The sequence below is a fragment of the Streptomyces sp. NBC_01216 genome (assembly GCF_035994945.1).
Taxonomy (GTDB): domain Bacteria; phylum Actinomycetota; class Actinomycetes; order Streptomycetales; family Streptomycetaceae; genus Streptomyces.
Map to the genome: position 1 here is coordinate 307,345 of NZ_CP108678.1, position 21,095 is coordinate 328,439.

27 protein-coding genes and 2 pseudogenes are annotated in these 21,095 nt (G+C 70.5%); 18 read left to right on the top strand and 11 right to left on the bottom strand.

Annotated elements, in window-relative coordinates:
* Nucleotides 1-12: 12 nt before the first annotated feature.
* Genes OG393_RS34015 through OG393_RS34025 form a run of 3 tightly spaced genes read right to left on the bottom strand, consistent with a single transcriptional unit; the run spans nt 13 to nt 1,377 of the window.
* Nucleotides 13-498 (bottom strand): DUF5949 family protein, encoded by a 486-nt coding sequence (locus OG393_RS34015; protein WP_327378930.1) that lies wholly within the window; start codon nt 496-498, stop codon nt 13-15.
* Complete coding sequence (locus OG393_RS34020; RefSeq protein ID WP_327378931.1) at nt 492-929, bottom strand: ATP-binding protein; 438 nt, start codon at nt 927-929, stop codon at nt 492-494. The genes OG393_RS34015 and OG393_RS34020 overlap by 7 nt, the downstream gene beginning before the upstream one ends.
* Before the next feature lie 7 nt (nt 930-936).
* A complete protein-coding gene (locus OG393_RS34025) occupies nt 937-1,377 on the bottom strand; it encodes a hypothetical protein (RefSeq protein WP_327378932.1) in 441 nt (146 codons plus the stop codon).
* Between the two features lie 158 nt (nt 1,378-1,535).
* On the opposite strand from OG393_RS34025, the gene OG393_RS34030 reads away from it, so the two are divergent.
* From OG393_RS34030 to OG393_RS34040, 3 genes are read left to right on the top strand one after another with little or no spacing between them, the layout of a single operon-like run.
* Entirely contained in the window at nt 1,536-2,639 is a 1,104-nt protein-coding gene (locus tag OG393_RS34030; protein ID WP_327378933.1) for a helix-turn-helix domain-containing protein, read from the top strand.
* A gap of 17 nt (nt 2,640-2,656) precedes the next feature.
* Nucleotides 2,657-3,322, top strand: coding sequence for a YdcF family protein (locus OG393_RS34035; RefSeq protein WP_327378934.1), 666 nt, complete (start codon nt 2,657-2,659; stop codon nt 3,320-3,322).
* 43 nt (nt 3,323-3,365) lie between these two features.
* Nucleotides 3,366-4,058 (top strand): WbqC family protein, encoded by a 693-nt coding sequence (locus OG393_RS34040; protein WP_327378935.1) that lies wholly within the window; start codon nt 3,366-3,368, stop codon nt 4,056-4,058.
* A 163-nt stretch (nt 4,059-4,221) separates the two neighbouring features.
* On the opposite strand, the gene OG393_RS34045 is transcribed toward OG393_RS34040, so the two are convergent.
* The gene (locus tag OG393_RS34045) at nt 4,222-4,431 is read right to left on the bottom strand and encodes a hypothetical protein (RefSeq protein WP_327378936.1); all 210 of its coding nucleotides are present in this window, start codon (nt 4,429-4,431) and stop codon (nt 4,222-4,224) included.
* On the opposite strand from OG393_RS34045, the gene OG393_RS34050 reads away from it, so the two are divergent.
* From OG393_RS34050 to OG393_RS34085, 8 genes are all read left to right on the top strand, one after another.
* Nucleotides 4,432-4,905 (top strand): hypothetical protein, encoded by a 474-nt coding sequence (locus tag OG393_RS34050; protein WP_327378937.1) that lies wholly within the window; start codon nt 4,432-4,434, stop codon nt 4,903-4,905.
* On the top strand, nt 4,821-5,708 hold the full coding sequence (locus tag OG393_RS34055) for a protein kinase domain-containing protein (RefSeq protein WP_327378938.1): 888 nt from the start codon (nt 4,821-4,823) through the stop codon (nt 5,706-5,708). Before OG393_RS34050 ends, OG393_RS34055 begins: the two co-directional genes overlap by 85 nt.
* Nucleotides 5,702-6,190 (top strand): GNAT family N-acetyltransferase, encoded by a 489-nt coding sequence (locus OG393_RS34060; protein ID WP_327378939.1) that lies wholly within the window; start codon nt 5,702-5,704, stop codon nt 6,188-6,190. The genes OG393_RS34055 and OG393_RS34060 overlap by 7 nt, the downstream gene beginning before the upstream one ends.
* A gap of 149 nt (nt 6,191-6,339) precedes the next feature.
* Nucleotides 6,340-6,693 (top strand): hypothetical protein, encoded by a 354-nt coding sequence (locus OG393_RS34065; protein WP_327378940.1) that lies wholly within the window; start codon nt 6,340-6,342, stop codon nt 6,691-6,693.
* 61 nt (nt 6,694-6,754) lie between these two features.
* A complete protein-coding gene (locus OG393_RS34070) occupies nt 6,755-7,558 on the top strand; it encodes a DUF6042 family protein (RefSeq protein WP_327378941.1) in 804 nt (267 codons plus the stop codon).
* Complete coding sequence (locus OG393_RS34075) at nt 7,551-8,114, top strand: AAA family ATPase (RefSeq protein ID WP_327378942.1); 564 nt, start codon at nt 7,551-7,553, stop codon at nt 8,112-8,114. Before OG393_RS34070 ends, OG393_RS34075 begins: the two co-directional genes overlap by 8 nt.
* Before the next feature lie 145 nt (nt 8,115-8,259).
* Nucleotides 8,260-8,697, top strand: a complete 438-nt coding sequence (locus tag OG393_RS34080; protein ID WP_327378943.1) for a zinc finger domain-containing protein — start codon at nt 8,260-8,262, stop codon at nt 8,695-8,697.
* 187 nt (nt 8,698-8,884) lie between these two features.
* The gene (locus OG393_RS34085) at nt 8,885-9,046 is read left to right on the top strand and encodes a hypothetical protein (RefSeq protein ID WP_327378944.1); all 162 of its coding nucleotides are present in this window, start codon (nt 8,885-8,887) and stop codon (nt 9,044-9,046) included.
* 13 nt (nt 9,047-9,059) lie between these two features.
* Here OG393_RS34085 and OG393_RS34090 read toward each other — a convergent pair whose 3' ends face one another.
* The 3 genes and pseudogenes from OG393_RS34090 to OG393_RS34100 all read right to left on the bottom strand — a co-directional run.
* The gene (locus OG393_RS34090) at nt 9,060-9,371 is read right to left on the bottom strand and encodes an HTH domain-containing protein (protein WP_327378945.1); all 312 of its coding nucleotides are present in this window, start codon (nt 9,369-9,371) and stop codon (nt 9,060-9,062) included.
* A gap of 10 nt (nt 9,372-9,381) precedes the next feature.
* Nucleotides 9,382-10,266 carry a replication initiation protein gene (locus OG393_RS34095; protein ID WP_327378946.1) on the bottom strand — a complete coding sequence of 295 codons (885 nt, stop codon included), beginning with the start codon at nt 10,264-10,266 and terminating at the stop codon, nt 9,382-9,384.
* Between the two features lie 1,021 nt (nt 10,267-11,287).
* Nucleotides 11,288-11,455 (bottom strand): annotated as a pseudogene (locus OG393_RS34100) (WhiB family transcriptional regulator); the annotation flags it as partial.
* Between OG393_RS34100 and OG393_RS34105 the strand changes: the two are divergent.
* Nucleotides 11,425-11,593, top strand: a pseudogene (locus OG393_RS34105) (cyclohexanone monooxygenase); the annotation flags it as partial. The pseudogenes OG393_RS34100 and OG393_RS34105 sit on opposite strands and share 31 nt — an antisense overlap.
* Here OG393_RS34105 and OG393_RS34110 read toward each other — a convergent pair.
* Entirely contained in the window at nt 11,592-12,137 is a 546-nt protein-coding gene (locus tag OG393_RS34110) for an AAA family ATPase (protein WP_327378947.1), read from the bottom strand. The pseudogene OG393_RS34105 and the gene OG393_RS34110 overlap by 2 nt on opposite strands.
* A 21-nt stretch (nt 12,138-12,158) precedes the next feature.
* Nucleotides 12,159-12,632, bottom strand: coding sequence for a hypothetical protein (locus tag OG393_RS34115; protein ID WP_327378948.1), 474 nt, complete (start codon nt 12,630-12,632; stop codon nt 12,159-12,161).
* Nucleotides 12,633-12,779: 147 nt separating this feature from the next.
* On the opposite strand from OG393_RS34115, the gene OG393_RS34120 reads away from it, so the two are divergent.
* Both OG393_RS34120 and OG393_RS34125 read left to right on the top strand, forming a co-directional pair.
* On the top strand, nt 12,780-13,061 hold the full coding sequence (locus OG393_RS34120; RefSeq protein WP_327378949.1) for a DUF6087 family protein: 282 nt from the start codon (nt 12,780-12,782) through the stop codon (nt 13,059-13,061).
* A gap of 87 nt (nt 13,062-13,148) precedes the next feature.
* A complete protein-coding gene (locus OG393_RS34125; RefSeq protein WP_327378950.1) occupies nt 13,149-13,391 on the top strand; it encodes a hypothetical protein in 243 nt (80 codons plus the stop codon).
* A gap of 87 nt (nt 13,392-13,478) precedes the next feature.
* On the opposite strand, the gene OG393_RS34130 is transcribed toward OG393_RS34125, so the two are convergent.
* Both OG393_RS34130 and OG393_RS34135 read right to left on the bottom strand, forming a co-directional pair.
* On the bottom strand, nt 13,479-14,954 hold the full coding sequence (locus OG393_RS34130; RefSeq protein ID WP_327378951.1) for a hypothetical protein: 1,476 nt from the start codon (nt 14,952-14,954) through the stop codon (nt 13,479-13,481).
* A 160-nt stretch (nt 14,955-15,114) separates the two neighbouring features.
* Complete coding sequence (locus OG393_RS34135) at nt 15,115-16,911, bottom strand: hypothetical protein (RefSeq protein ID WP_327378952.1); 1,797 nt, start codon at nt 16,909-16,911, stop codon at nt 15,115-15,117.
* Nucleotides 16,912-17,465: 554 nt separating this feature from the next.
* Between OG393_RS34135 and OG393_RS34140 the strand changes: the two genes are divergently transcribed.
* The 4 genes from OG393_RS34140 (at nt 17,466) to OG393_RS34155 (ending at nt 20,937) form a co-directional block, all read left to right on the top strand.
* Nucleotides 17,466-18,188, top strand: coding sequence for a hypothetical protein (locus tag OG393_RS34140; protein ID WP_327378953.1), 723 nt, complete (start codon nt 17,466-17,468; stop codon nt 18,186-18,188).
* 368 nt (nt 18,189-18,556) lie between these two features.
* The gene (locus tag OG393_RS34145) at nt 18,557-19,768 is read left to right on the top strand and encodes a hypothetical protein (protein WP_327378954.1); all 1,212 of its coding nucleotides are present in this window, start codon (nt 18,557-18,559) and stop codon (nt 19,766-19,768) included.
* 384 nt (nt 19,769-20,152) lie between these two features.
* A complete protein-coding gene (locus OG393_RS34150) occupies nt 20,153-20,371 on the top strand; it encodes a hypothetical protein (RefSeq protein ID WP_327378955.1) in 219 nt (72 codons plus the stop codon).
* Nucleotides 20,372-20,382: 11 nt separating this feature from the next.
* Nucleotides 20,383-20,937, top strand: a complete 555-nt coding sequence (locus OG393_RS34155; RefSeq protein ID WP_327378956.1) for a hypothetical protein — start codon at nt 20,383-20,385, stop codon at nt 20,935-20,937.
* Nucleotides 20,938-21,095: the final 158 nt, after the last annotated feature.

Consider the following 21,095-nt stretch of genomic DNA (forward strand, 5'->3'; position numbering starts at 1 on the left):
GGGCTGGGTGGTTCAGGCGGTGCGGGAGGTGCGGCAGGCGAAGCCGAACAGCAGCCGGCCGCGGGCGAGGGCGGCGTCGAGGTAGGCGTCGACGCGGGGTGCGTCGGCCCGCTGGGCGAGCGGGTCCAGGCCGAGGATCAGGGCGGCCCTGCCGCTGTCGTGGACCAGGCGGGTCCATTGCGGGTGGCCGGGCAGTTTCAGGCCCCAGCGGGCGCCGGGGAACCGCAGCAGGATGTGCGAACCGACGGTCACCAGGGTTCCGAGGGTCTCGGGGGCCGGGTCCTCGGCCCTGGCGAGACCGCCCAGGGTCTCGGCGAGGTGCCGCATGCGGGCCTCGATCGCGTCGGGGGTGTCGTGGCTGGTGCGGCCGAGCCGGTGGGCCAGCAGGAGATGAGCGACCTGCTGTCCGTCCGGGGTGGTGCCGGGCCAGGTCCAGGCGTTCAGCGAGGCCAGCAGTCCGGTGTCCGGGTCGGTGGTGGGGGCGGTTCGGGTCAGCACGCCCGGACCTCCTGACCTGCCTGGACGGGGGTGGCCGGCAAGGCGGTGGGGAAGTGGGACCAGACGATCTTCCCGCGCGGCTGGCGGGGATCGACACCCCAGAGAGTGGAGAGAGTATCGACGATCACCAGGCCCCGGCCGGTCTCGGCCGCCAGGTCCGGGTCGGCGGGTTCGGGCAGGGGCTGGCGGGGGTCGCGGCTGTCGTGGACTTCCAGGCGGATCCCGTCGGTCTGGGCCTCCAGACGGACGAGGAAGCCGTGGTCGCGGTCGCTGCCGTGGGCGAGCGCGTTGGTGGCGAGTTCCGAGACGACCAGGCGGACGTCGCCGGTGTCGTCCAGGCCCCAGTCCCTCAGCGTCCGGGTGGTGAAGTCACGTGCCGCTTTGACCGATTCGGGTCGGTGGTCGAAGAACCTCTGAGTCGCTTCAGGCATGGGGGCCTCACGTGTCGTGGTCCAGAGCGGGGGCGGGGCCGGAACTGCGGCGGCGGCCCCGTTCGGACGGGGGCCCAGCGGGGCCGGAGGCGGCCGGCCGGGGGGTGTGGGGGCCGCGGACCAGCAGTAGCCGGGCGCCGGAGGCGGTGATCCGGGCCCGCCGCGGGGCGGCTATCGCCTTCGGCCCGAGGTGCGAGAAGGCGGGCAGGACGACGCCGTAGGTGCCGTGCAGGTCCAGGACGTCCAGCAGACCGGTGAAGGCGGCCGACCGCTCGGTGCCCGCCGTTCGTTCGGTGAAGACCCCGTGCAGGTCGAGCTCGTGCCGGCGGCAGTACTCGGCCAGAGCGTCGTGCAGAGCGTCCTGGCGGGCCCGGGAGACCCGCACCAGCCTCAGGAAGCCATAGACGACCGGGCCGCTGACGCCGCGATGCTCGGTGAGGGGCTCCATCGTTCGCAACCATCCAAGAAGGTCCGGAAACTTCTGTCACCGGTCAGCCTGGCCCGGCCCGAACCACTGGGGAATGACCGTCTGTTGTACTTCCGTGGCACTTGCGTCCCCCCGCCCCGGCCCGACGTGCTTCGATGACGGCGGGAAGGGAGCGACGTGTGGCGACCGTGCACCACTGGACCGGACTGGAGGCCAAGGCACTCCGGCTCGCGCTGCGGCTGAGCGTCCGCGCGTTCGCCGAGCACCTCGGTGTCGGCGTGCGGACCGTCTCCAAGTGGGAGAAGCTCCAGGCGATGACCGAGCCCCGCCCGGACACCCAGGCGATCCTCGACACGGCCCTGGCCCGCGCGGACGCGGCCGCCCATCTGCGGTTCGAGACGTTCCTGTCCGAGACCGGACGCCCCGGGACGGAGACCGCAGGCCGTCGGGTGACACCGGCCGGGCCGCTGGCCTGGGAGTACGAGTCGTGGACCGACGACCTCGACCGGGCTGTGGTCGCCCTGTCCCGGCAGGACTTCACCTTCGCTGAGAGCCTGATCAGCCGGTGGACCACCCGCTTCACCCCACTGAGGCTCGATGACCGGGGCCTGTATCTGTTCGCCCGCTCGACCGCCCTCCTGGGCGACCTCCAGCGCGACCAGGGCAGCGTGATGGGGCCCCTGTCCGCCCAGCGTTCGTATGTCACCGCCAAGTCGCTGTTCACCCAGCTCGACATCCCCCGCCGAATCGCCCAACTCGACCTGTCCCTAGCCGTGGTCGCCGAGATGTCAGGGAAACTGGAGACCGCCGCCCGCCAGTATGAGCACCTCGCGGTCGACGACCGGCTCTCCCGGCGTGACCGGGCCCGGTCACGGCTGTGGGTGGGGACCGCGCTGAGCAAGGACGGCCAGCACGACTATGCGACCCGCGTGATGCTGGCCGCGACCCGCGACTTCGAGGACCTCGCCGAGCCGGAGGACTGGTCGGTGGCCCACCAGAAGATCGCTCTGGCCCACCGCGGCGCCGGCGACCTCTCCTCCGCCCTGCACTTCATCACCATCGCCCGCGGCACCGCCACCACCGACGCCCCCATGCAGCGGGTCCGTCTGGACACCGCCCACGGACACATCCTGCTGAGCGACCCCGCGACCCGCGATGATGGCCTTGACGTCCTCGACAAGGCCGCGACCATGGCCGCCCGCTTCGGGCTGTCCCACCAGCTGGCCAGCATCGAGGGCATCAAGGCCATGAGCACGGGGCCGTCCGGCCCCGCCAGCCGGTGACCAGGGAGAGATCAGGCGTGGGCGACAACCAGCAGACCATCACCGAAGACCAGTGGCGCCAGACCAAGCTGATCTGGGACTACCACCAGATGCAGCACCAGGTCCGGCCCGTCGACGTGGCGATTGGCCTGGGCAGTCACGACCTCGGCGTCGCCGCGGCCGCCGCCGACCTCTATCACCGCGGCCTCTTCCCGACGCTGGTGTTCACCGGCGGCAACAGCCCCACCACGAAGGCCCGCTTCCCCCGCGGCGAGGCCGTCCACTTCCGCGAGCACGCTCTCGAACTCGGCGTCCCCGACTCGGCGATCCTCGTCGAGCCGAACGCCGCGAACACCGGCCAGAACATCACCCTCACCCGCGACCTGCTGGCCGAGGCCGGCATCGTCCCGACGACGGTCCTGCTGGTCTCCAAGCCCTATATGGAGAGGCGATCGTTCGCCACCGCCCGCAAGGTGTGGCCCGACGTCGAGATCGTGTGTGCGTCGGAGCCTCTGGAGCTGGACGACTACTTCAAGTCCATCGGCGACGAGAAGCTCGTGGTGGACATGCTCGTCGGCGATCTCCAGCGGGTGATCGAGTATCCGAAGCAGGGCTTCGCCATCGCCCAGGACGTCCCGGAGGACGTGCATGCTGCCTACGAGTCCCTCATCCGTGACGGCTTCACCAGCCGCCTCATCTCCTGACCAGCCCGGCCCGCGCGGGCTGAGTGCCGTGCATCAGCCCAACGTGTTTCCGAGGCTGACCACCCTGGCCAAGCTGTTCGCGGCGGACACCTGGATCGTCCTCGACGACGTCCAGTTCACCCGCCGCGACTACCAGCACCGCACCCGCCTCGCCGCCCTGTCGGACCCGGACCGGACTCGGTGGCTGTCCATCCCCACCCACCTGCCCCAGGGCCGCCAGACCGCCATCCGGGACGCTCTGATCGCCGATCCCGCCTCGACCCGGCGGCGGACCAAGGCGATGATCCGGCAGGAATACCGGACCAGCCCCCACTGGCCCGTTCTCCAGATGGCTCTGGAACCGGTCTGGGCCGCGTTCGACACCGGCCGGACCGCCGCCGTCGCCGAGACCTCCACCTGCATCCTGTTGGACCTCCTCGGCTGGCCAGGCCGCGTCCTGACCGCATCCGGGCTGCCCACCCGGCCCGAGCGATCCGAGCGGCTCGCCGACCTCACCGCCGCAGCCGGCGCCGGCGCGTATCTGTGCGGGACCGGCGGGATGACGTATCTCGACCCGGCCCCGTTCACCGCCCGCGGCATCGCCGTCGCCCCGTTCCTGCCCCCGACCACCGGGATCTGGGCCTCCGCCCGGCGCGTCACCGCCCTGTGGGCCCTGGCCAACCTCGGCCCCGCCGGCCTCGCCGCCCGGCTCCGAGCCCTCACCCGAACCCCGGACGCGCTCGAAGCCGCGGCCTGAGCACGTATCGGAGTACTTCCCCCTTCTCGAGAGGGGGAAAGCACAGACGAACGTCTCCAGTCACGTACGACTTCTTCGTGCACCACCGCGTACGGACTTATGTGCTCAGCCGTCCGTTCGAGCAGTGCCGGGAAGGACCGGGAGATCCGCAGGGCCGGGTCGCTCAGCTGGTGGGCGGGCGGAACGGGATGACGTTGTCCGGGGTATCGGTGAGAGACGGCTCAGGTGCGAACGAGGGGACCTGGCCGTCAACAAGGACGGCGCTGGCCATAGCGAGCAGGGTCACGCCCCGTCGCTCCAGCAGGGTCTGACGTCCTGGACGGTCTACCGTGCCGACGGCGACGCCGACGCTGTGGAGGCGGAGCTGTTCCACGTGGGCGTCCAGACCGCGGAGTGGCTGCGGCCCTTGCTGAACCGGCCGCACGGTCTGCTGCGGTGCGAGAACATCGTCCTGTTGGGCGACGTGCCCGGCGCCCGGCACCGTGACCTGATGGCCTGGCCGCACTGGGTGCTGAAGAACCTCTACGGTCCGGTCGGGGTGATGTTCGGCAAGTTCTACGCGAGCGAAGAGGAAGTCTCCGCGGCCGGCCACCGGATCCCGGCCGCCCCCGTCTCGTTCCTCCCCGTGAGGGCCGCCGTCCGTCGCCGCGACCCACGCTTCCTGCGCGCGACACCCGACCTGGCCGCCGCGCTCGCCGCGGCCGACGACGACGGCCGCGACGTGTTCGAGGACATCCCCACCGAGTGGACGGAGATCCGCACATGGGCCAGGCACCTGCTCCCCCCGGCGAAGCCGTCGCCCTCCTCACCGGGCATACCGGCGAACCCGCCGCGATCCAGCTCCTGAGTGACCGGCGCGGCTCCCGGGCCTGGAAACTCCAGGGCCCCAAGGGAGCCGTCGCGCTGAAGGCCAACAGCCCCGACGGCGACGACGCCCGTGACAAGGCCGCCGAGATGGCCCAGGAGGACGACCACCTCCGTCACCTCACCGCCGCCGGCGCCCTCAGCCCCGACTACCGGGTGGGCGCCGGGGCATGGGACGGCGGCCGGTGGCTGGCCGTCAACTGGATCGACGGGGCGCCCCTGTGGCGCGCCCTCGCCCTCGCCCGCGGCCCCGAGGGAGACCGTGCCTCGGTCCGCCCCTGGCTCGCGGGCATCGCCCGCACCTGGACGGAACACCTCGCCCGCATGCACGCCGCCGGATGGGCCCACGCCGACGTCCAGCCCACCAACACCCTCGTCACGCCCGGCGGCCACGCCGCCGTCATCGACTACGCCCTCGCCTGCGGCCCCGACGACGGCCACCGCCGCGTCCCGTACCGGGGAGCCCTCACCCACACCACCGCCCCCGAGCTCGCCACGCAGATCCTCGACACCCCCGCCGACACCCACATCCCCGCCCAGCCGGCCGCCGACATCTGGAGCCTGGGCGCCTCCCTGTTCTGGTGCTGGACCGGCCAGCGCCCCGTCCCCTACGACGACGACCTCGACCGGCTGGAGAAACTGGCCGCCATCGCCAAGGGCACCACCACCGCGCTGCGCGACATCCGGCCGTGGCCCTTCCCCGAGTTCGAGAACGCCATCACCGCGTGCCTGGCACCCGACCCCGCCGACCGGCCCACCGCGAAGGAGCTGACCGCCGCATGGTGACCCTGCGCGCCCTGACCCTCGACGACGCACCAGCCCTGACCCGCGTCTACAGCGGAGCCTCCATCCGGCACACCACCGGCAAGCCCCTCACCCTCGACCAGGCCCACCACAAGATCCGCACCGCCCTCGCCCGAGCCACCGAAACCCCCCGTGCGCAGTGGAGCTGGGCCATCCTCACCGACGACGAGCTGATCGGCCTGATCTCCCTGCGCCGACGCACCCCGACCATGGGCACCATCAGCTACATCCTCCGGGACGACAGCTGGGGCCACGGCTACGCCACCCAAGCCGCCCACCAGGTCGTCACCGTCGCCTTCACCACCGCCGGCCTCAACCGGCTGGAGGCCATGCACCACCCCGACAACCCCGCCTCCGGCCGCGTCCTGACCAAGGCCGGGTTCACCCGCATCGGCACGGCCGACCGGGACACCGAGACCGGACCCGTCCCCTACGAGCTGTACGCGCTGGAGAGTGGGGCCTGACATGAAGCTCAACGACCTCAGCCCGCTGATGGCACGCCGCCGGGACGGCGGCCTCAGCTTCGACTTCGACCGCTTCCGCGCCGACCCCGCAGTGGCCGGACGACGTCCTGAGGGACTTCCTCTTCGACCACGGCGACAACGGACACTTCGTGGACGACTACGGAGACGTCGATCTGCGCGCCATCACCTGGAAGCTGGAGACGATTCCAGCCGCGGCCTTCCCCACCATGCCGACCGGCGAGAGCGACGCCGGCTGCATCGAGAGCTACGCCGCCGACCCGGTGTACTGGGTCAAGGCGCGGCCCCCGGACATCGGCCGGCATTGGGAAGACCACGGGACGTGGCTGCGCCCGGCGCTCCTCATCGACCGGCGCCTCCTGGACCCGGCGGACAGCGGACTGCAGGTCCTGGAGGGCCGCACCCGCGTCGGAGTGCTGCGCGGCCGCCTCCGCGAGCAGCTGCGCGTCGCCCCGCACCACCAGGCGTGGGTCGGGCGTCCGTGAGCCTGCCGCGTCTCGCTGCGTACGCTGCGAGCATCGAGGTGTTTTCGAGGAAGAGCTGCGGATGACTGAGAAGGCGTCTGTTCCCGGGCCGCGCCGGGACATGGCGATGCACAACGACTGGTGGGTGTCGGGCTGGGAGCACGTCCTGCACCGTCAGGGCTTCCCGCTGACCATGCTGATCGGGACGGCGTGCCAGCCCGGTTACACCGGCTCCCTGGACGACCTGGTGCACGAGATCTTCGACGGGCACTGGGACATGATCGGCGGCGACCTCGACGGTCCCCTCACCTTCTCCTGGCCGGATGAGGAATGGGACTACGAGGCCGCGCCGGAGGGCCGCGAGGCATGCGAGGCGGCCCGCTGGGAGCAGTTCAGCACCATGCTGACGACAGCCGGCTTCCCGGTGCCCACCACCGTGCGGGACCTGTCCGAGCTCTACCTGACGTGGGGCCTGGCCCGCCGCGAGGAGACGCCGGACGGCACCCGGTGGTCGATGCCCGCCGCGCTGCCGCTGCCCGGCGACGTGCTGCCCCTGGACCCCGAACTCACCGAGCGCCTCGACGGGATCCGCTGGACGATGCGCACCGGCCCGCTCCTCGACACCCTCATTGACCACCTGGTCGACGATCTGGGTGAACCGGCAGAGACCCTCACCTCCCTGGACCGGCTGGCGGCAGCCACAGGCCAGGACGTCGACGACGTTCGGCTCGCTCTCGCGGAACTCGTGAAATCCGGCGACGCCCGTGTCCAGCGCGGCGAGGAGCCGGCCGACGCGGAGCGCCTGGAGGCCCACCGCCGCTTCCGCCTGGTCATGGACTGGCAGCACTTCCACGACAACCGCATCCAGGTCAGCCGCGGTGACTGAGGCCGAGCACGGCACCGTGGGGACCAGCGACACGCGCCTGATCGTGCTCCGGGGCAACAGCGCCTCGGGCAAGTCCTCCGTCGCGGCCAGCCTGCGCGAAAAGTTCGGCCGCAACCTCGCCATCGTCGCCCAGGACAACCTCCGTCGGATCGTGCTGCGCGAACACGACCGGCCCGGCGGCGCCAACATCGGCCTGATCAACCTCACCGCCCGCTACGCCCTCGACAACGGCTTCCACGTCGTCGTCGAAGGCATCCTGTACGCCGACCGCTACGGCACGATGCTCCAGGACCTGGTGCGCGCCCACCAGGGCGTCACACGGTGCTACTACCTCCACGTGCCCTTCGAGGAGACAGTGCTCCGGCACGCGACGAAACCAGACGCCGAGTACCTCGCGCACGTCAACGAGGGCCACCTACGCGACTGGTACCGAGAGAAGGACCTGCTCCCCAACGGCCTGGATACCGTCATCGACGCGGCCAGCACCCTGGACGACACGGTCCAACAGATCCTCTCCGAGAGCAGCCTGGACGGCATTCTCCCGATCGACCGCTGAGAGGCGCCACCGCAGGTACGGTCATCATCACGGCACCGACGACGGCACACACCACCGGACCCAGGGGGCAATGGGCGTGGAGAACGGATCACAGAGCATCCCGTGGGGCGGCGAGTGGCGACGTCACCTCCGCTCCGATGCCGAGATGGATCTCGTGCGCGCGTGGAAGCGCCGTGTTGATTGCCCGACCTGCAAGGCAGCCGCAGGGCGGGCCTGCCGCACCGCGGGCGGCAGCCCGACCAACGAACACCGTGCACGCCGTGACGCCGTTGGCCCCATCCCGTACGAGGAGTGGCGGAAGGGGGGCCTCATCCCGGAGCAGCGGACGTACACGATTCCGGCCGTGCTCAAGGAGTCGGAGAAGGCCCGCGTCGACTTCAACGTGGACACTGCCCTGGCCGACGGTGTGGCGGTCGTTCGCATGTTCCTCGCCGACCGGCTCGGTTTGTTCCTCCAGGGTGAGGAGGCCATGGACCGCATCGACGGCGCCGTGCGCAAGCTGATCGAGGTCCGCGGCCCGGTGGGGGCAGCCGACGTGGTCACTGTCCTCGCCGGCCAAGTCGCTTGGGTGCAGATCCTCTGAGGGTGCCTATTCGTCCGGCTGACCTGCGTCTATACGCTTCGGCCCACACGACAGCCGCTTCGCGCTGTCGGCATCCGCGCTGGTCAGCGAGGCCCGTCGCCGCAAATCGCCTGTCCCGGCGCGGAGGTGCACGCCACGTGGACCTCAGCGATCACGCACCAATGGAAAACCTGCAGGTCACAGAGCTTTGATCAACCCTCAGAAGATCTGCACCCAAGTCGCTTCGCTGCTGGCTGCGAGCGCCGGCCCCGACGGCGATCCGGAGGCCCTGTTCGACACGGTGATCCGCGCGCAGGTCGACATGGCCCGCAAGATGCAGAAGATCCAGAGGGAGCGCGCCGAGGGTTGACCCGGCCGGCTCGCTACGCTTGGCCCTGCTCGTGGGTTTCACCGGCAGCGGCGTAGCGGGTGAGGTCGACACCGGCTGAGCGGGCTTCCTTGAGTCGGATGGACACCAGACCGGTGGAAACATTCAGCTCGCGCGCGATCTCGTAGCCCTTCAGCCCCTGCCGGTGCAGTTCGACGATCTGGTCTCGTCGTTGCCGGGAGCGGCCCTCGTACGTCGTGCGTTCCTCGGCGATCATGCGCAGTACCGTCCGCTCGGACACTCCGAATCGGTCCGCGAGCTCACGGGCGGTCGCGGTGCGACGTTCACGCCTGGGTTCCCGCGTCACGGCTTCCCCCTCATGTACTCGAGCATGGCTTCGGTGCGCTCGTCCCGGCGCGCAGCGCGCGCCTGACCGCTCTTCTTGCCGCGGGCGGACTGGATGGCGACGAAGGTGGCCTCGTAGACCGCCGCGCCGTCCTTCCACATCCTCGACCGCGTCGTGATCCACCGGTGGATGCTGTTGGCGATCGCACGCGCCTCCACGGCCGGCAGCGGCTCGGTGAATTCGGCGTTGCGGGTATGTACTTCGGCGTGGATGGCGGTGTGGAGGTGTCGGGGCTGCCGAAGTGGTGGCGTACCTCGCGGTACGCCCAGGTCCGGGCCGTCTCGAAGATTGAGCAGTTGCGCCCCAGCCCGGTGATGTTGGTGCGGAACCGCTTGGTCTCCCGCCAGCGCGCGGGCGGCATGTGGCCGCTCAGCGCCTCCTCCAGGCCGCCGAGCGTGTGGAGTCCGCCGTGGAACCACTCGGTGCTCCAGTCCGTGTGCAGCGGGTTCTTCGTCATCAGCCCCGAGTACGCCGCATCGCCGTCCAGCGCGCGGCGCAGGCCCTCAGTGACCGCGGCGGCGTAGGCCAGTGGCTTGCGCCGGGCGTACTCGGTCCGCGTCACCGCCTCCGCCAGGGCCCACACCGCATGAGCATGCCCGTTCACCGGGTTCTCCACGACCGCGTTGGGCAGCGGATGCGACCCCACCGACGACACCGCCCGCAGCACCGCATCCGAGTGGTCCACATCCACGACGAGGAGATTGCTCATCGCCGACGGGTTCGCCTCCACGTACCGACGGGTCATCGCCACCGGCCGCTGCTCACGCCGGATCCCCTCCTGTAGCCGGTTCGTCGCGTACGGCCGCAACGGTAGCCACAACTCGTTCCACTGCACTCCGGGCAACTCGACGTTCATGCGCTGATCATCCCGAGCCAGCAGACCCGGGAGAGCCGGACACGCCGTGATCTTCAAAGTCCGTCACAAACCAAGTCAGATGGTTGGGGCATCCCGGCCTGCTACAGTTAGCAACTGCCACGGGCAGACTTCACGGTGGCCGCATCTTTAAAGTCCGCCACGAGCCAAGTCAGATGGTTCAGCTCTCCCAGCCGGGAACCACGACCTACCCCCGACTCCCCGACCAGCCCCGCGCGTGGGCCTCAAAGTCCGGTGTCCGCGTCCAGCAGCACCATCCCGCTAAGGGCACCGCCCGCTGTGTTGCGCGTTCTCAGCGACCGCCGCGCTGCCGCCCGGCCGCGCCCCCGGGCCCTGCTCGGCTGGCCCGGGGGCGCTCCAGAACTGCTCAGCGCTGATGCAATCTTTGCCAGGGCTGCGCGGGGCCCTTTGTTTGGTAGAAGCCAACTTGGCTGGCACCGCGCATCTCCTCTTCAGGCTGGTTTCTCCCCGTGCCCGTGGGGTGTTCGTCGATGTGCACCGAACAACGCCGAACATTGCCGCCCCGCCTGGGCCCGCGCCGCGCCCGGCCCGCTTGCCGCGTCCGCCGGCTGCGGGCGATCCCGGTGAACGCGTGCAGGCGGCTCTTGCTCATGCCTGCACGGATGCCGCCAACGACGACATCTCGACGTGCGGGCTCCATCACGTCTGCGGTGCAGGCCTCGTGGTGGGTCATCGCCCAGGAGGTCGCGGCCAGGTCCGCCCAGTGGGTCTTCGGGTGGTGAGGTGGCACGGGGTCGGTGACGTGGCTGGGGCAGCGGCTACCCGGTCCGGCCGGCGCAGGCTCTGCGCACGCGATGTGCCCGCACAGCTCCCGGACGTACGGCGAGAGTGCGTCCCCGGCGCAGGCGATACGGCGCGCGGGCTTGGAGCGGGCGGCGCTGGTACTGAGGACGATCCCGCCGGCCGCGCCGTCGTGCCCCTCGACGATGAGCCGCCGGGTGAGGCACCCGGACCAGTGCTGTGCTACGTGGCCGGCCACCAGCCTCACGGGGCAGCCGGTGCACAGTGCTCTTGCCCGGTTCTGGTCCGCGCCCTCGACGAACAACTCGTCCGGATCGCCGGTGCGGCAGGCCGCTCGCTCGCCCCAGTCCCTATCGTTCCCGACTTCGGTGGCGCCGTCCGCTGAACCATCTGGGTCTGGTCTCGGCGGGCTTCCCCAACCTCTTCACGGTCACCGGGCCGCTGAGCCCGTCGGTGCTCACCAATATGGGTCGTCTCCATCGAGCAGCACGTGGAGTGGATCACCGACTGCATCGCCCATCTGCGGAGCAACGGCCTCACGGTCATCATGGAGCCCCACCTTCGGGTGACGTGTCCCTTGCGAGCTGGTCCAGGACGGCGTCTGGATCTCCGGCGTAGATCAGCATCGGCTCATCCGGTTCCGGGGGTTCGAACCGGTCGAAGAAGTCGTCCAAGGCACTGGGGGTGACTGTGAGCGCGTTGGCGTCGTCGCGGCGGTTGCGTCGCTCGAGCCTGGCCAGGAGCTCCGGCTTTCCCACGGGGAGGTAGACCAGGAGCAGCCGACCGGCCGCACGCTCGACAGTGCGCCTCAACTCCTCGCGTTCACGGCGCAGCCAAAGCCCGTGGTCGAGGACGACGTCGCGGCCGGCACGAAGGTGGTCGACGAGTTCGGCCAGCACCTCCTCGACGACGGGACGTTCCCGTTCGCCGTACTCGTGCTCTGGGTAGTCGATCCCGTAGCGGCCGTGCTGGCGGTGGACTTCCTCATCGACGGAGAGGCGCACCATGCCCCGTGCGGCGAGCGCCGTGGCCAGGGTTGTCTTGCCTGAGCCGGTGATGCCGATGAGCCCGACGGCGAGCGGCTTGGTCACGATGGTCGGCCTCTCCATGCATCACGGCTCACGATCAGGCCGGGAGCGGCGCCATCGCGGCCAGCGCCGGACTCGCCGCAGATCCGGCTTCAGGGCCGTCACCACACCGGACTCCGGGGGGCCGGACATGTGCAGCCCGGCCTGCGTAACGATGTCCAAGACGGTGAGCAACTGGTCGTTGGCCTTCGCGATGTCGATGGCCTCGGGGTCCGCCCAACACCACACCTCGCGCTCGGAGGGGTGCTGCTTGACCGCTCCGGACGCGAACAGAGCGAAGACCGCCCCGTCGATCATCCCGTCCGTGAGGTGGGTCCGCTCCTGCAGCCATCGACGGGACGGAGCAACGATCTCCCGTGGACCGAGGTCCTCGCGCAGCGGCATTTCCGCGGTCCACGCCCTCACGGCGTCCAGGACTGTCCGGGTGTTGGCGTAGGCCGCCATGAAGGCTTCGAACTGGCCTTCCTTCTCCGGAGGCACCCCCGCGTACATCGACATGAGGCCCAGGGTATCGAGCGGCCTTCGCGCAACCTTCGCAACCTGGGGGAACGGGCTGCGTCACTGCTTCCTCCCGGGCACCGTTGAGGAAGTGCTGTCTCGGCACACGGCCGCATCCGAACACGGAGCGAAGGAGCAAGGACGATCATGGGCAGGCACAGCCGTCCCGGGCCATCTGACCAGCCGTCGCGAGCGGTGCCGCAGATCGACCCCGCCGACCCGCTCGCCGCCTTCCTGCGGCGCAGGCGGGCACCGATGGACGTCTACCGCCGGCACCGGCCCGCCGGCGGCGGCGCCACACACGTCAGGCCCGACGAGCCCCGGGTCCTGGAGTCCTGGGACGGCTTCGCCTACGTGCCCGAAGGGACCGCCCCGAACCTCGCCGCCGCCCAGCGGTGGGCCGACGGCCAGCCGCGGCCGGACGCATGACCCCATCGCGCCACCGCCGTGGCCAAGCGCCGGTAGCGTGATCGACCAGACGACGGCCGCCGTGGCCCGCCCCGGGGAGGACACACGATGAGCCGGCACGCCACCGCGTACGTATGCGGCCTCGAGATTGCAGACGAGACCGCCCGCACGGTCTTCCTTCTCCTTGCCGAGCGCACCATCGCGCAAGGGGACCGCCACCACCCAGAAGAGATCCCCGAGACCATGGGCCTCGAACTCCAGGACCACGACATCCCCGCGCTCGCCGAGCAGACCGGACTCGTACCGGAGGACTTCCGCCAGCAGCTGCGCGAGCTGAAGAAGCACCCGTGAAGCATCATGGCTGTATGAGTGAACCGGCCCTGGCTATCGAGCAACAGATCCCGGCGCGCACGCATGCCGTCGCACCGCACCCGGCTGTCACTGGGTCGGATCATGCTCCGTGGCCGTGAGGAAGCCTTCCAGCGCCGCGACATCCAGGAGGTCGATCCACGCCATGCCGTCGGACAGGGGGCCCATGTCGGCGGCCAGCAGGTCGGCCGCTTCACCGTCGACGGCGAACACCGCGCGCATCGCTGCCTCGTGTCGCCGGCGTAGCGGGAGTTCGCCGGGCCCGACCTGGGAGAGCCCGGTCAGGTAGGCGCGGGCGGGCGGGGTGAGGATGACGGCGTGGGAGCGCAGGAAGTCCTCGAACGTGGCCTCGGCCGGGTCGGCATCGTTGGCCGGGTCGCCGAGCTCGGGGTAGGGAACGTAGCAGTTGTCGAGGAGGATCGCGACGAGGCTGCATTCCTTGTTCTCGTCCTGGTGCGGCAGGATGCGCCACCCGGTCGCGGACTCGGGGTGGTTCGTCTCGGAGCGGTACTCGGCGCATACCGCTTCCAGCAGCGACCGCAGCTCGAGCACCACGATGGCTGGGTCGCTCATCACCAGCTTGTCGGGTTGCCGTGGTACCAAGAGCCGGTAGCGCGCCCGTTGGCGCACGGTTTGTGCCCGCGCGGCGTATTCGACAAGGGTCTGCTCCGCGCCGAACTGCGCTGCGGCCTGGCTCGCCTCGGTACTTCCGGCGTCGGTGTGGAACGTGCCATCGGCGGAACGCCAGCCCACGCGCCACCGCCAGCACTCGCAGGAGACGGCCGTCCCGGTTGCCCCCCACACGGGATCGTTCCACGAGATGAGAGGGTGCCGGTCGACGGTTTCTGCCACGACCTGGGCCTCCAGGGGCTGGGGCGCGCCGGGCACGGGCAGGCGTGCGGTGAGCCGTTCGCCGTCTGCATGCCAGTCCAGAGGAGCCGGCGGGAGCGCGGAGACGCGCAGCAGGCCGTCACCGAGGCCGGCGAGGCGGATCAGCAGGGCCTTGCGGACGGCATCGGTCTGCCCAGGGTCCCAGTCGTGCGGATCCACGTGGGCGAACAGCCCGAGCAGCTCGGCCTCCCGGTCACGGCGAGCCTGAGGCAGCATCGCCGGATCAGGCAGCGGCCCGTCCTTGCGCCAGCCCCGGGCGAGGACGGGTTTGTCGGAGGCCAGAGCGACCTCGCCGCGGGTGAGGGCCATGCCTTCGGCGGCCTCCCGTAGTTCGGTCGCAGGCAGGGCCGTGACCAGCGCGGCCAGGTCGTCGACGAGGGTGGCGGCCTGCCACGGCGTCGGCGGCAGCGTGATCGGCAGCGCCGGCCACTTCTCGGCCGTGTCCTGAAGGTCATGGACGTAGAGGCGGACCTCCAGCGGCACCTGATCCAGAGCCGTGAACGCCCCGGCCACCAGCCGTGCCGCGAGGCCGTCGCCGGGCGCGGGATAGCTGCGGAACGCGCACACCGCGCTGACCAACTCCCGCCCCGTGGAGGCAACCCCGAGCGCCGTGGTGGCCAACCCGGTCCGGGACATGGATGGGTGTTGGGACATCGCCAGGAGACTCCTGTCGGTCAGAACCTGCTGAGATCCGGCGCGGCGGCCACATACCGGCCGTGCACACCCGGGCATCGAGCATAGAGCCGCGGAGAAGCAGTACCCGGCCAACTTCGCTTAACACCGCACGTACCGGGACGATGCGGGGTGGCGTCGGCTACCCCCAGCGGCCGCGGGGAGCCTCCGGCACCGGATGCTCCGTACGCCGCCGCAGCGCGTCCCGGTCCAGCCGGGCCGCCTCCTGATCGGCCTGGGCGCGAAGTTCGGCCCAGCCCGCGGGCGGCGCGGGCTCGAGCACCCGCTCGCCGTCCCAGACCGGCCCCGGCATGTACAGCGCACCGAGCCGCCCGGCCAGGTCCCGCTCCAGCTCACTGGTTGCTCGCACGAGCTCCCGGGCCTCCTCACCCCCGTCGCGGACCGCGGCGATGAGACGGTGATCGAACAGGTGGCCCAGCCGCACCTCCCACCAACGGGAATCCTGGTGGTCCTGACTGAACGGGGCCCGGCACAGGTCGACGGCCGACAACGCCCCGTGCTCGGCCACCCGGGCCAGCACGTCCCGGTGCAGCGCGGTCAGCCGTGGCACCTTGCGGGCCTTCTGGACACCGGGGACCTCCTCGACGCCGGCGCGGCGGCGCAGGAGGGTGTGCATGCCGGCCAGGCACGCGTTCTGGTGCCGGGCGCACCACCAGCCCTCACGGCCGGAGGTGTCGATCAGTTCCAGCAGCCCCGGGCACACGTCACACAACCGCAGGACGATTGGTTCGTGTCCGTCACTTCCGGAGCCGTCGCGGTCGTCGCCCGGCCACCACGGTCGCTCCACCGCATCGGTGCGCCCGCACAGCGCGCATCCGGAGGAGTGGATCGGCTCCTCGGGCAGAGTCCTGCGCAGCTCGCGGACCGCCCGCCACGGCCACACCTCAGCGGTTCCCTGATACTGGAGATCATCGGTCCAGCCCAGGGACAGGCACTGCTCGCACATCCCGATGGGGGACGAGGCCAGCGGGGCACCGCGCTGGGCGACGCGCGCCGCCTGAACCTGCCGCCCGCACCACGAGCAGCTCTTCAGCGGTACGGCCGTCGGCCGCTGATAGGGCACGGTCGCCTTCGCGGAAACGGTCAGGTCCCGCTTCTCAGTAAACAGCAGCCGGCCCTCAACTTCCCGCTCTGGGCGGAACATTCGGACGACCTTGCTGCGCCCGGCGAGCGCGAGCCGGGTACGCCAGTGGCCGTATCCGACCATGTCCCACACCCGCTCCCGCTCCCCGCGGTCGCGGGCGGCATCGCGCAGACGCTGCTCGGCCTTGCGCTGCTCGGCCGGGTCGTCCAGGCGCGGCCGCAGGTCCACGGCGAGGTCGACGTGCAGCAGCGACTCCTGGCCGAGCTCGGCGTACGGGCCCACCGCACGAATCTCCTTGACCCACCACAGCGTCGCGTCGGGGTCGGCGTTGACGGCCTTGGCGGCCTTGACCACCTTGGAGACCAGCGCGTCGGCGTTCTTGCGGGTGGACGGCTTGCGGCCGGAGGCGTGGGCCAGGGTCCGCCCGGCGGGGGTCAGCGTCCAGGTCCGGTAGTCGTGGTACTCGCAGTCGTCGGTCCTGCAGTTGTAGCAGTGCTGGACCTCGTTGAGGTCCTCGGGCGCGGTCAGGTACCCGGCGTCGACGGTCGCGGCCAACAGCGCCAGGCACCCGCCTCGGTCGAGGTGCACGGCGCGCTGGACATCGCGGATCTGCAGTCCGAAGGGATCGCCGCGCTTGAGCAGGTCGCGGATCTCGCGGGTGGCATGGCCCAGAAGCGGAGCGTCCAGGTCCACGACCCGTTCGCCCTCCTGCCGCCCGACGCCGCCGAGTGGCATCAGCGCGGGACCGCGGTCGCCGTCCTCACGGGCGTACCGGCCCGCCATCTCTGCGACGAGGCCCGCCATGTCCCGCACCAGTTCCTCCACGCTCTCCACTGCACCTCTTCTCTGCGTCCGCGCAGTTGCGCGAGGAACTCCCCGAAAGGGGCCGGCACACCGCTCGCTCCTTCCAGTACACACCCCGAGCCTATCGGCGCAGGACGATGGTCCATGCCCTCCTGGCGGAACGGAGGACGCGCCTGCAGATCCTCGGGCGCCTGCCACGGCCACCCAGCAGATCACCGAAGCCCGGAGAGGCGGCCCAGGACGGCCTCGACTGTCCCGACCGCTCCCTCGTCGGCTTGCCGGCTCGGCAACACCATCCTGCCCCAGTGCCGCGATGCCGACCCGGGAGCAGAACACCCTCACCTCCGCCGTGCGCCAGACCCCCACCCTGTGCAGCGCCGTTCGCCTGCACGCGGGATCACGAGAATGTCCGCTGGGCTGCCCGAGTCGGCCGTCACCGTCGTCTTCCGGGTGCCGCTCCCGGTTCGTCTCTCCTGCCCCAGCAGCCACAACTTCCCAATTCTGTGGACTCCTTGACCGCGTTCTGTTCCAGGCGGAGTACAGGGCGGTCGATCAGACCGACGACCGACACGAAGGAGAAGACGATGGCCGAGACAGGTGAAGCCCAAGCGGCGGGCACGCAGGCGATCACGGTGGGGATGGCGCGGCGGCCGGGCACCGAGCCCCCGTGCGGCGACGGGAACGACCTCCAGCGGCGCGGGCAGCGGGTGTGCGCCGCCGTCGTCGACGGCGCAGGCCACGACGCGGCAGTCGTCCGCTACGCCCAGGCGGTGCCGCCGGTGATCACCCACATCGGCATGACCATGGGCGGGCTTGCCGCACTGACGACCGCCGGACAGATGGCCCACGCCTACGACACCCCGCCGCACGCCTCGGCCGTCTACGCCCGCATGGAGCCGGGCCAGCCCACCACGATCCACTGGATCGGCGACTGCCGCGCCTACGCCTGGGACGGCGCCGCGCTCACCCAGTGGAGCACCGACCAGACCATGGGGCAGTACCTGCGCCGCAACGGTGTGGCCGTGGACCTCGCCGCCGCCCACGACAACTGGTCCAGGACCGGACTCGCTCAAGCCGGCGCGGCCATGTGCCGCGAGACACAGATCCCCGAACACGTCCGCCTGGTCCTGCTCGTGACCGACGGCGTCTCGGACCAGGTGGACATGGAGGCCATGGAGCGGCTGTGCCGCGCGCACGAGACGGATCCCCAGGCCCTGGCCGACGCCCTGACCGCCGCCGCACAGGCCGACGCGGACGGCTACCGCGACGACGCCACCGTCATCGCGCTGCTGCGCCCGCCCGCCTGACGGGCGGGCGTGAGGGATCAGGCGAGATCGACCGGCCAGGCCGTACGGCCTGACCGAGGGCGACGGTCCCTCGACCTGGAGCCTGCGGCACATCCCGCCACCCCTGTCCCGGAAGACGCCCGGCGTCCCACGTGGGGAACGCCTTGCCAGATGATCTTCGTCCCGAGGCCCACTCGGCGGGACGCCGTCCCCGCACGCGCTCCCCAGAACTCGTCGAGAAGCGCCAGCATCGACCAGCCTCGCCACGTCGGCCCTCCAAGACGAACTGGACTGCGGCAGCGCGCCGTTGTCGATACGCCCGCGCCCGCTACAGCGGCCACTACGCTGGGTGACGCGCCACGCACCACGCCAGGCCGACAGGAGAGACGATGACCACCCCCACGGTGACTGCCCCTACAGCACCCGACCTCACGAACCTGAGGACCGAGCTCCGTCACCACCACGGCCTGGCCGACCTCGATCGGGGCCTTCAGGAATGGCACATCCGCATCCTGGACGGCGACCGCGAGGTGGGAAGCCTGCGCGCAGCTCGCTGCCGGTACTACAACACGGACAACCTGGCCGACCGGATGACGGACCACGGCACGCTCTGCGCGATCGTCGCCAGTCGGCTCCTCACCCCGGACGGAGGCTTCTCCGCCGAACTGGAAGAGGCCGTCGAACAGCCCGGCAACTTCCTGGTCATCGACGCCCTGAACGTGCACGCCCCCTTTGACGACCAGATGGTCGTCACCACCGTCGTCGCCGATGTCATCGACCGGCTGACCGACAACTTCTATGCCGTCGTCCTGCCACGCGCGACGCCGGCCGCCGACGCGGACACGAAACTCCTCGCCCAGGCCGGCACCGACCTCGCCGCCGAAGCCGTCTGCGACGAACTGCAGCTCATCGACACCTGCCTCGCGGCACCCGAGCGCGCCGCAACCCACGCCCGCGAACGCTTTGCCACCCGCGTCCAGCACCCGCACTGGCACCTCGACGACGAGGAAGAAGGATGGCCGGAAGAGGAAGACGAAGGCGTGCTGACGGCCCGCACTGTCGCGGTGCTGGGTGTGGCGGGCGAGGAACTGTCCGCTCTGGCCTGGCAGGAAGTGACCGCGCTGGGCGACGAGCCCTTGTCCCCTGGCGCCGGAGGCGTCTTCGGCCAGCTCCCGGCCATCACCCTGCGCCGGGACGGCCAGTGGCGCAGGCAGATGGCCAGAGCCTTCGACGACCTGACTGGCGACCTGCGTGATGCGGACCGAAACGGCATCGAGCCACGATGCACGGGCGAGGAGATGGCCCTCCACCTGATGATCGACCGCGCGCGGTCGATCACGACGAATCGGCCGAACGCCGTGCGTGACCTCGTCGCCGATCTGCCACGAAGGCACGCCGACTACGACTGGGAAGGCTGCTCGGACAACCTCTTCGAGGACCACGACGTGCTGATGCTCTTCGACGCCAGGCTCGACGGGATGGAGGACAAGGACAGCGAGATTCACCAGGCCATGGGCATGGTGAACCTCGCAGCCGACGAGTGGTTCGAGCCGTTCCGGGCGGACGATGCCCGCGACCCCGACCGCGGGTTCCGTAACTGAGGCTCCGCCCGCCGGAAGCCGGAATGCCGAACAATCTCGATTCGCAGGGCACTCGCCCTGGCTGAACAGGCGAAGCCTCGTGCCAGCCCCGGGCGCCGTCGTTCAGGTCGTCCAGGGCGCTGCGCACCTTGTCGGGCGCCGCTCGGGCGGACGAGGCGCTGTGCTGCGCAGCGGCGACGTGCTCGCCGAGGTCCGACATACGGCCGCGACACCGAGAGGCCACCGCGCCGCTCACGCACGTGAGCATCTCAGCAACTCCGACGCTCGCCGTACGCCGAGCCCGTCAGCACACGTCGTCGTTGCGGAGACGACTGGCTGATGCCGCGTCAAGCAAGGGTGACCTGATCCCGCCGTCGTGATCAGAGACACCTGTACGGTCAGCGAGTGGTTTCCAAGGGACGGCACCAGAATTCGGATGTCGCGAATGCGCTCGACCGCGCCAAGCGGGCAGGCTGCACCGTCACGCCGGACAAGAATGGTCACCGATGGGGGTGGGTGGTCTGCTGCTCCTGCGGAGCGCGCCTCCCCGTCTCCGGCACGCCTAAGAACCCCGGCAACGAGGCGAAGAAGATCGACCGCTTCGTCCGCGACCACCAGCACTAGGGAGAGACGAAGTGGAGTGGAATTTCGGCCTTCTGCTCAGGCAGCCGCTCACCCGCGAGCAGGCCGACGCATTCGACCACTGCGATGCCCTCGCAGACGGGGCGATCTCGTACACGCTTGCCCCCGAAGATCCTGGCGCTCACCCTTACCCCGCAGATCCAGCCGTGCTGCGACAGCTGAGCTGCGACATCGAGGCCCCGACCCTCCTGGACGCCGTAGCCGAAGCAGTACAGCGCATCCGGCTTGTCGACGGGCTCCACGCAGTCGGTGTATCCCTGCCCGACACTGTGACGCTCGACGAAGCCGCTCAACGCAGCGGGCACAGCGCGCACGCGCTGGCTGACCTGTCCCAGGACCCCCGGTTCCCCGAGCCCGAATCCGACGAGGGAACGGTGCTCTACTCCTGGGAAGGCGTCGCAGCGTTCCTACGGGACATCGGCGCACCAGTTCCCAACGTGCCGCAGGGCCTGGTGATCGCGGAACACGCGCTCCGCTTCGTCGACGCCCTCGACGGCTCGGACATCGCTCCGGGGACACTCAGGGCATTGGGGCTGCCGATCGCCTGAGCATGCCGCTCGTAGCCCCACACGGTCCGCTGCGACGCCGGGCACGCCCGGTCACTCGTTCGCAACCCCGTAGCAGTCGTCGAGAGCGATAACGCACACATAGAGTCATAGAATTAAGCAACGTTGGTGGGGGGTGGGTTGGGTTGGTTGGGTGAACG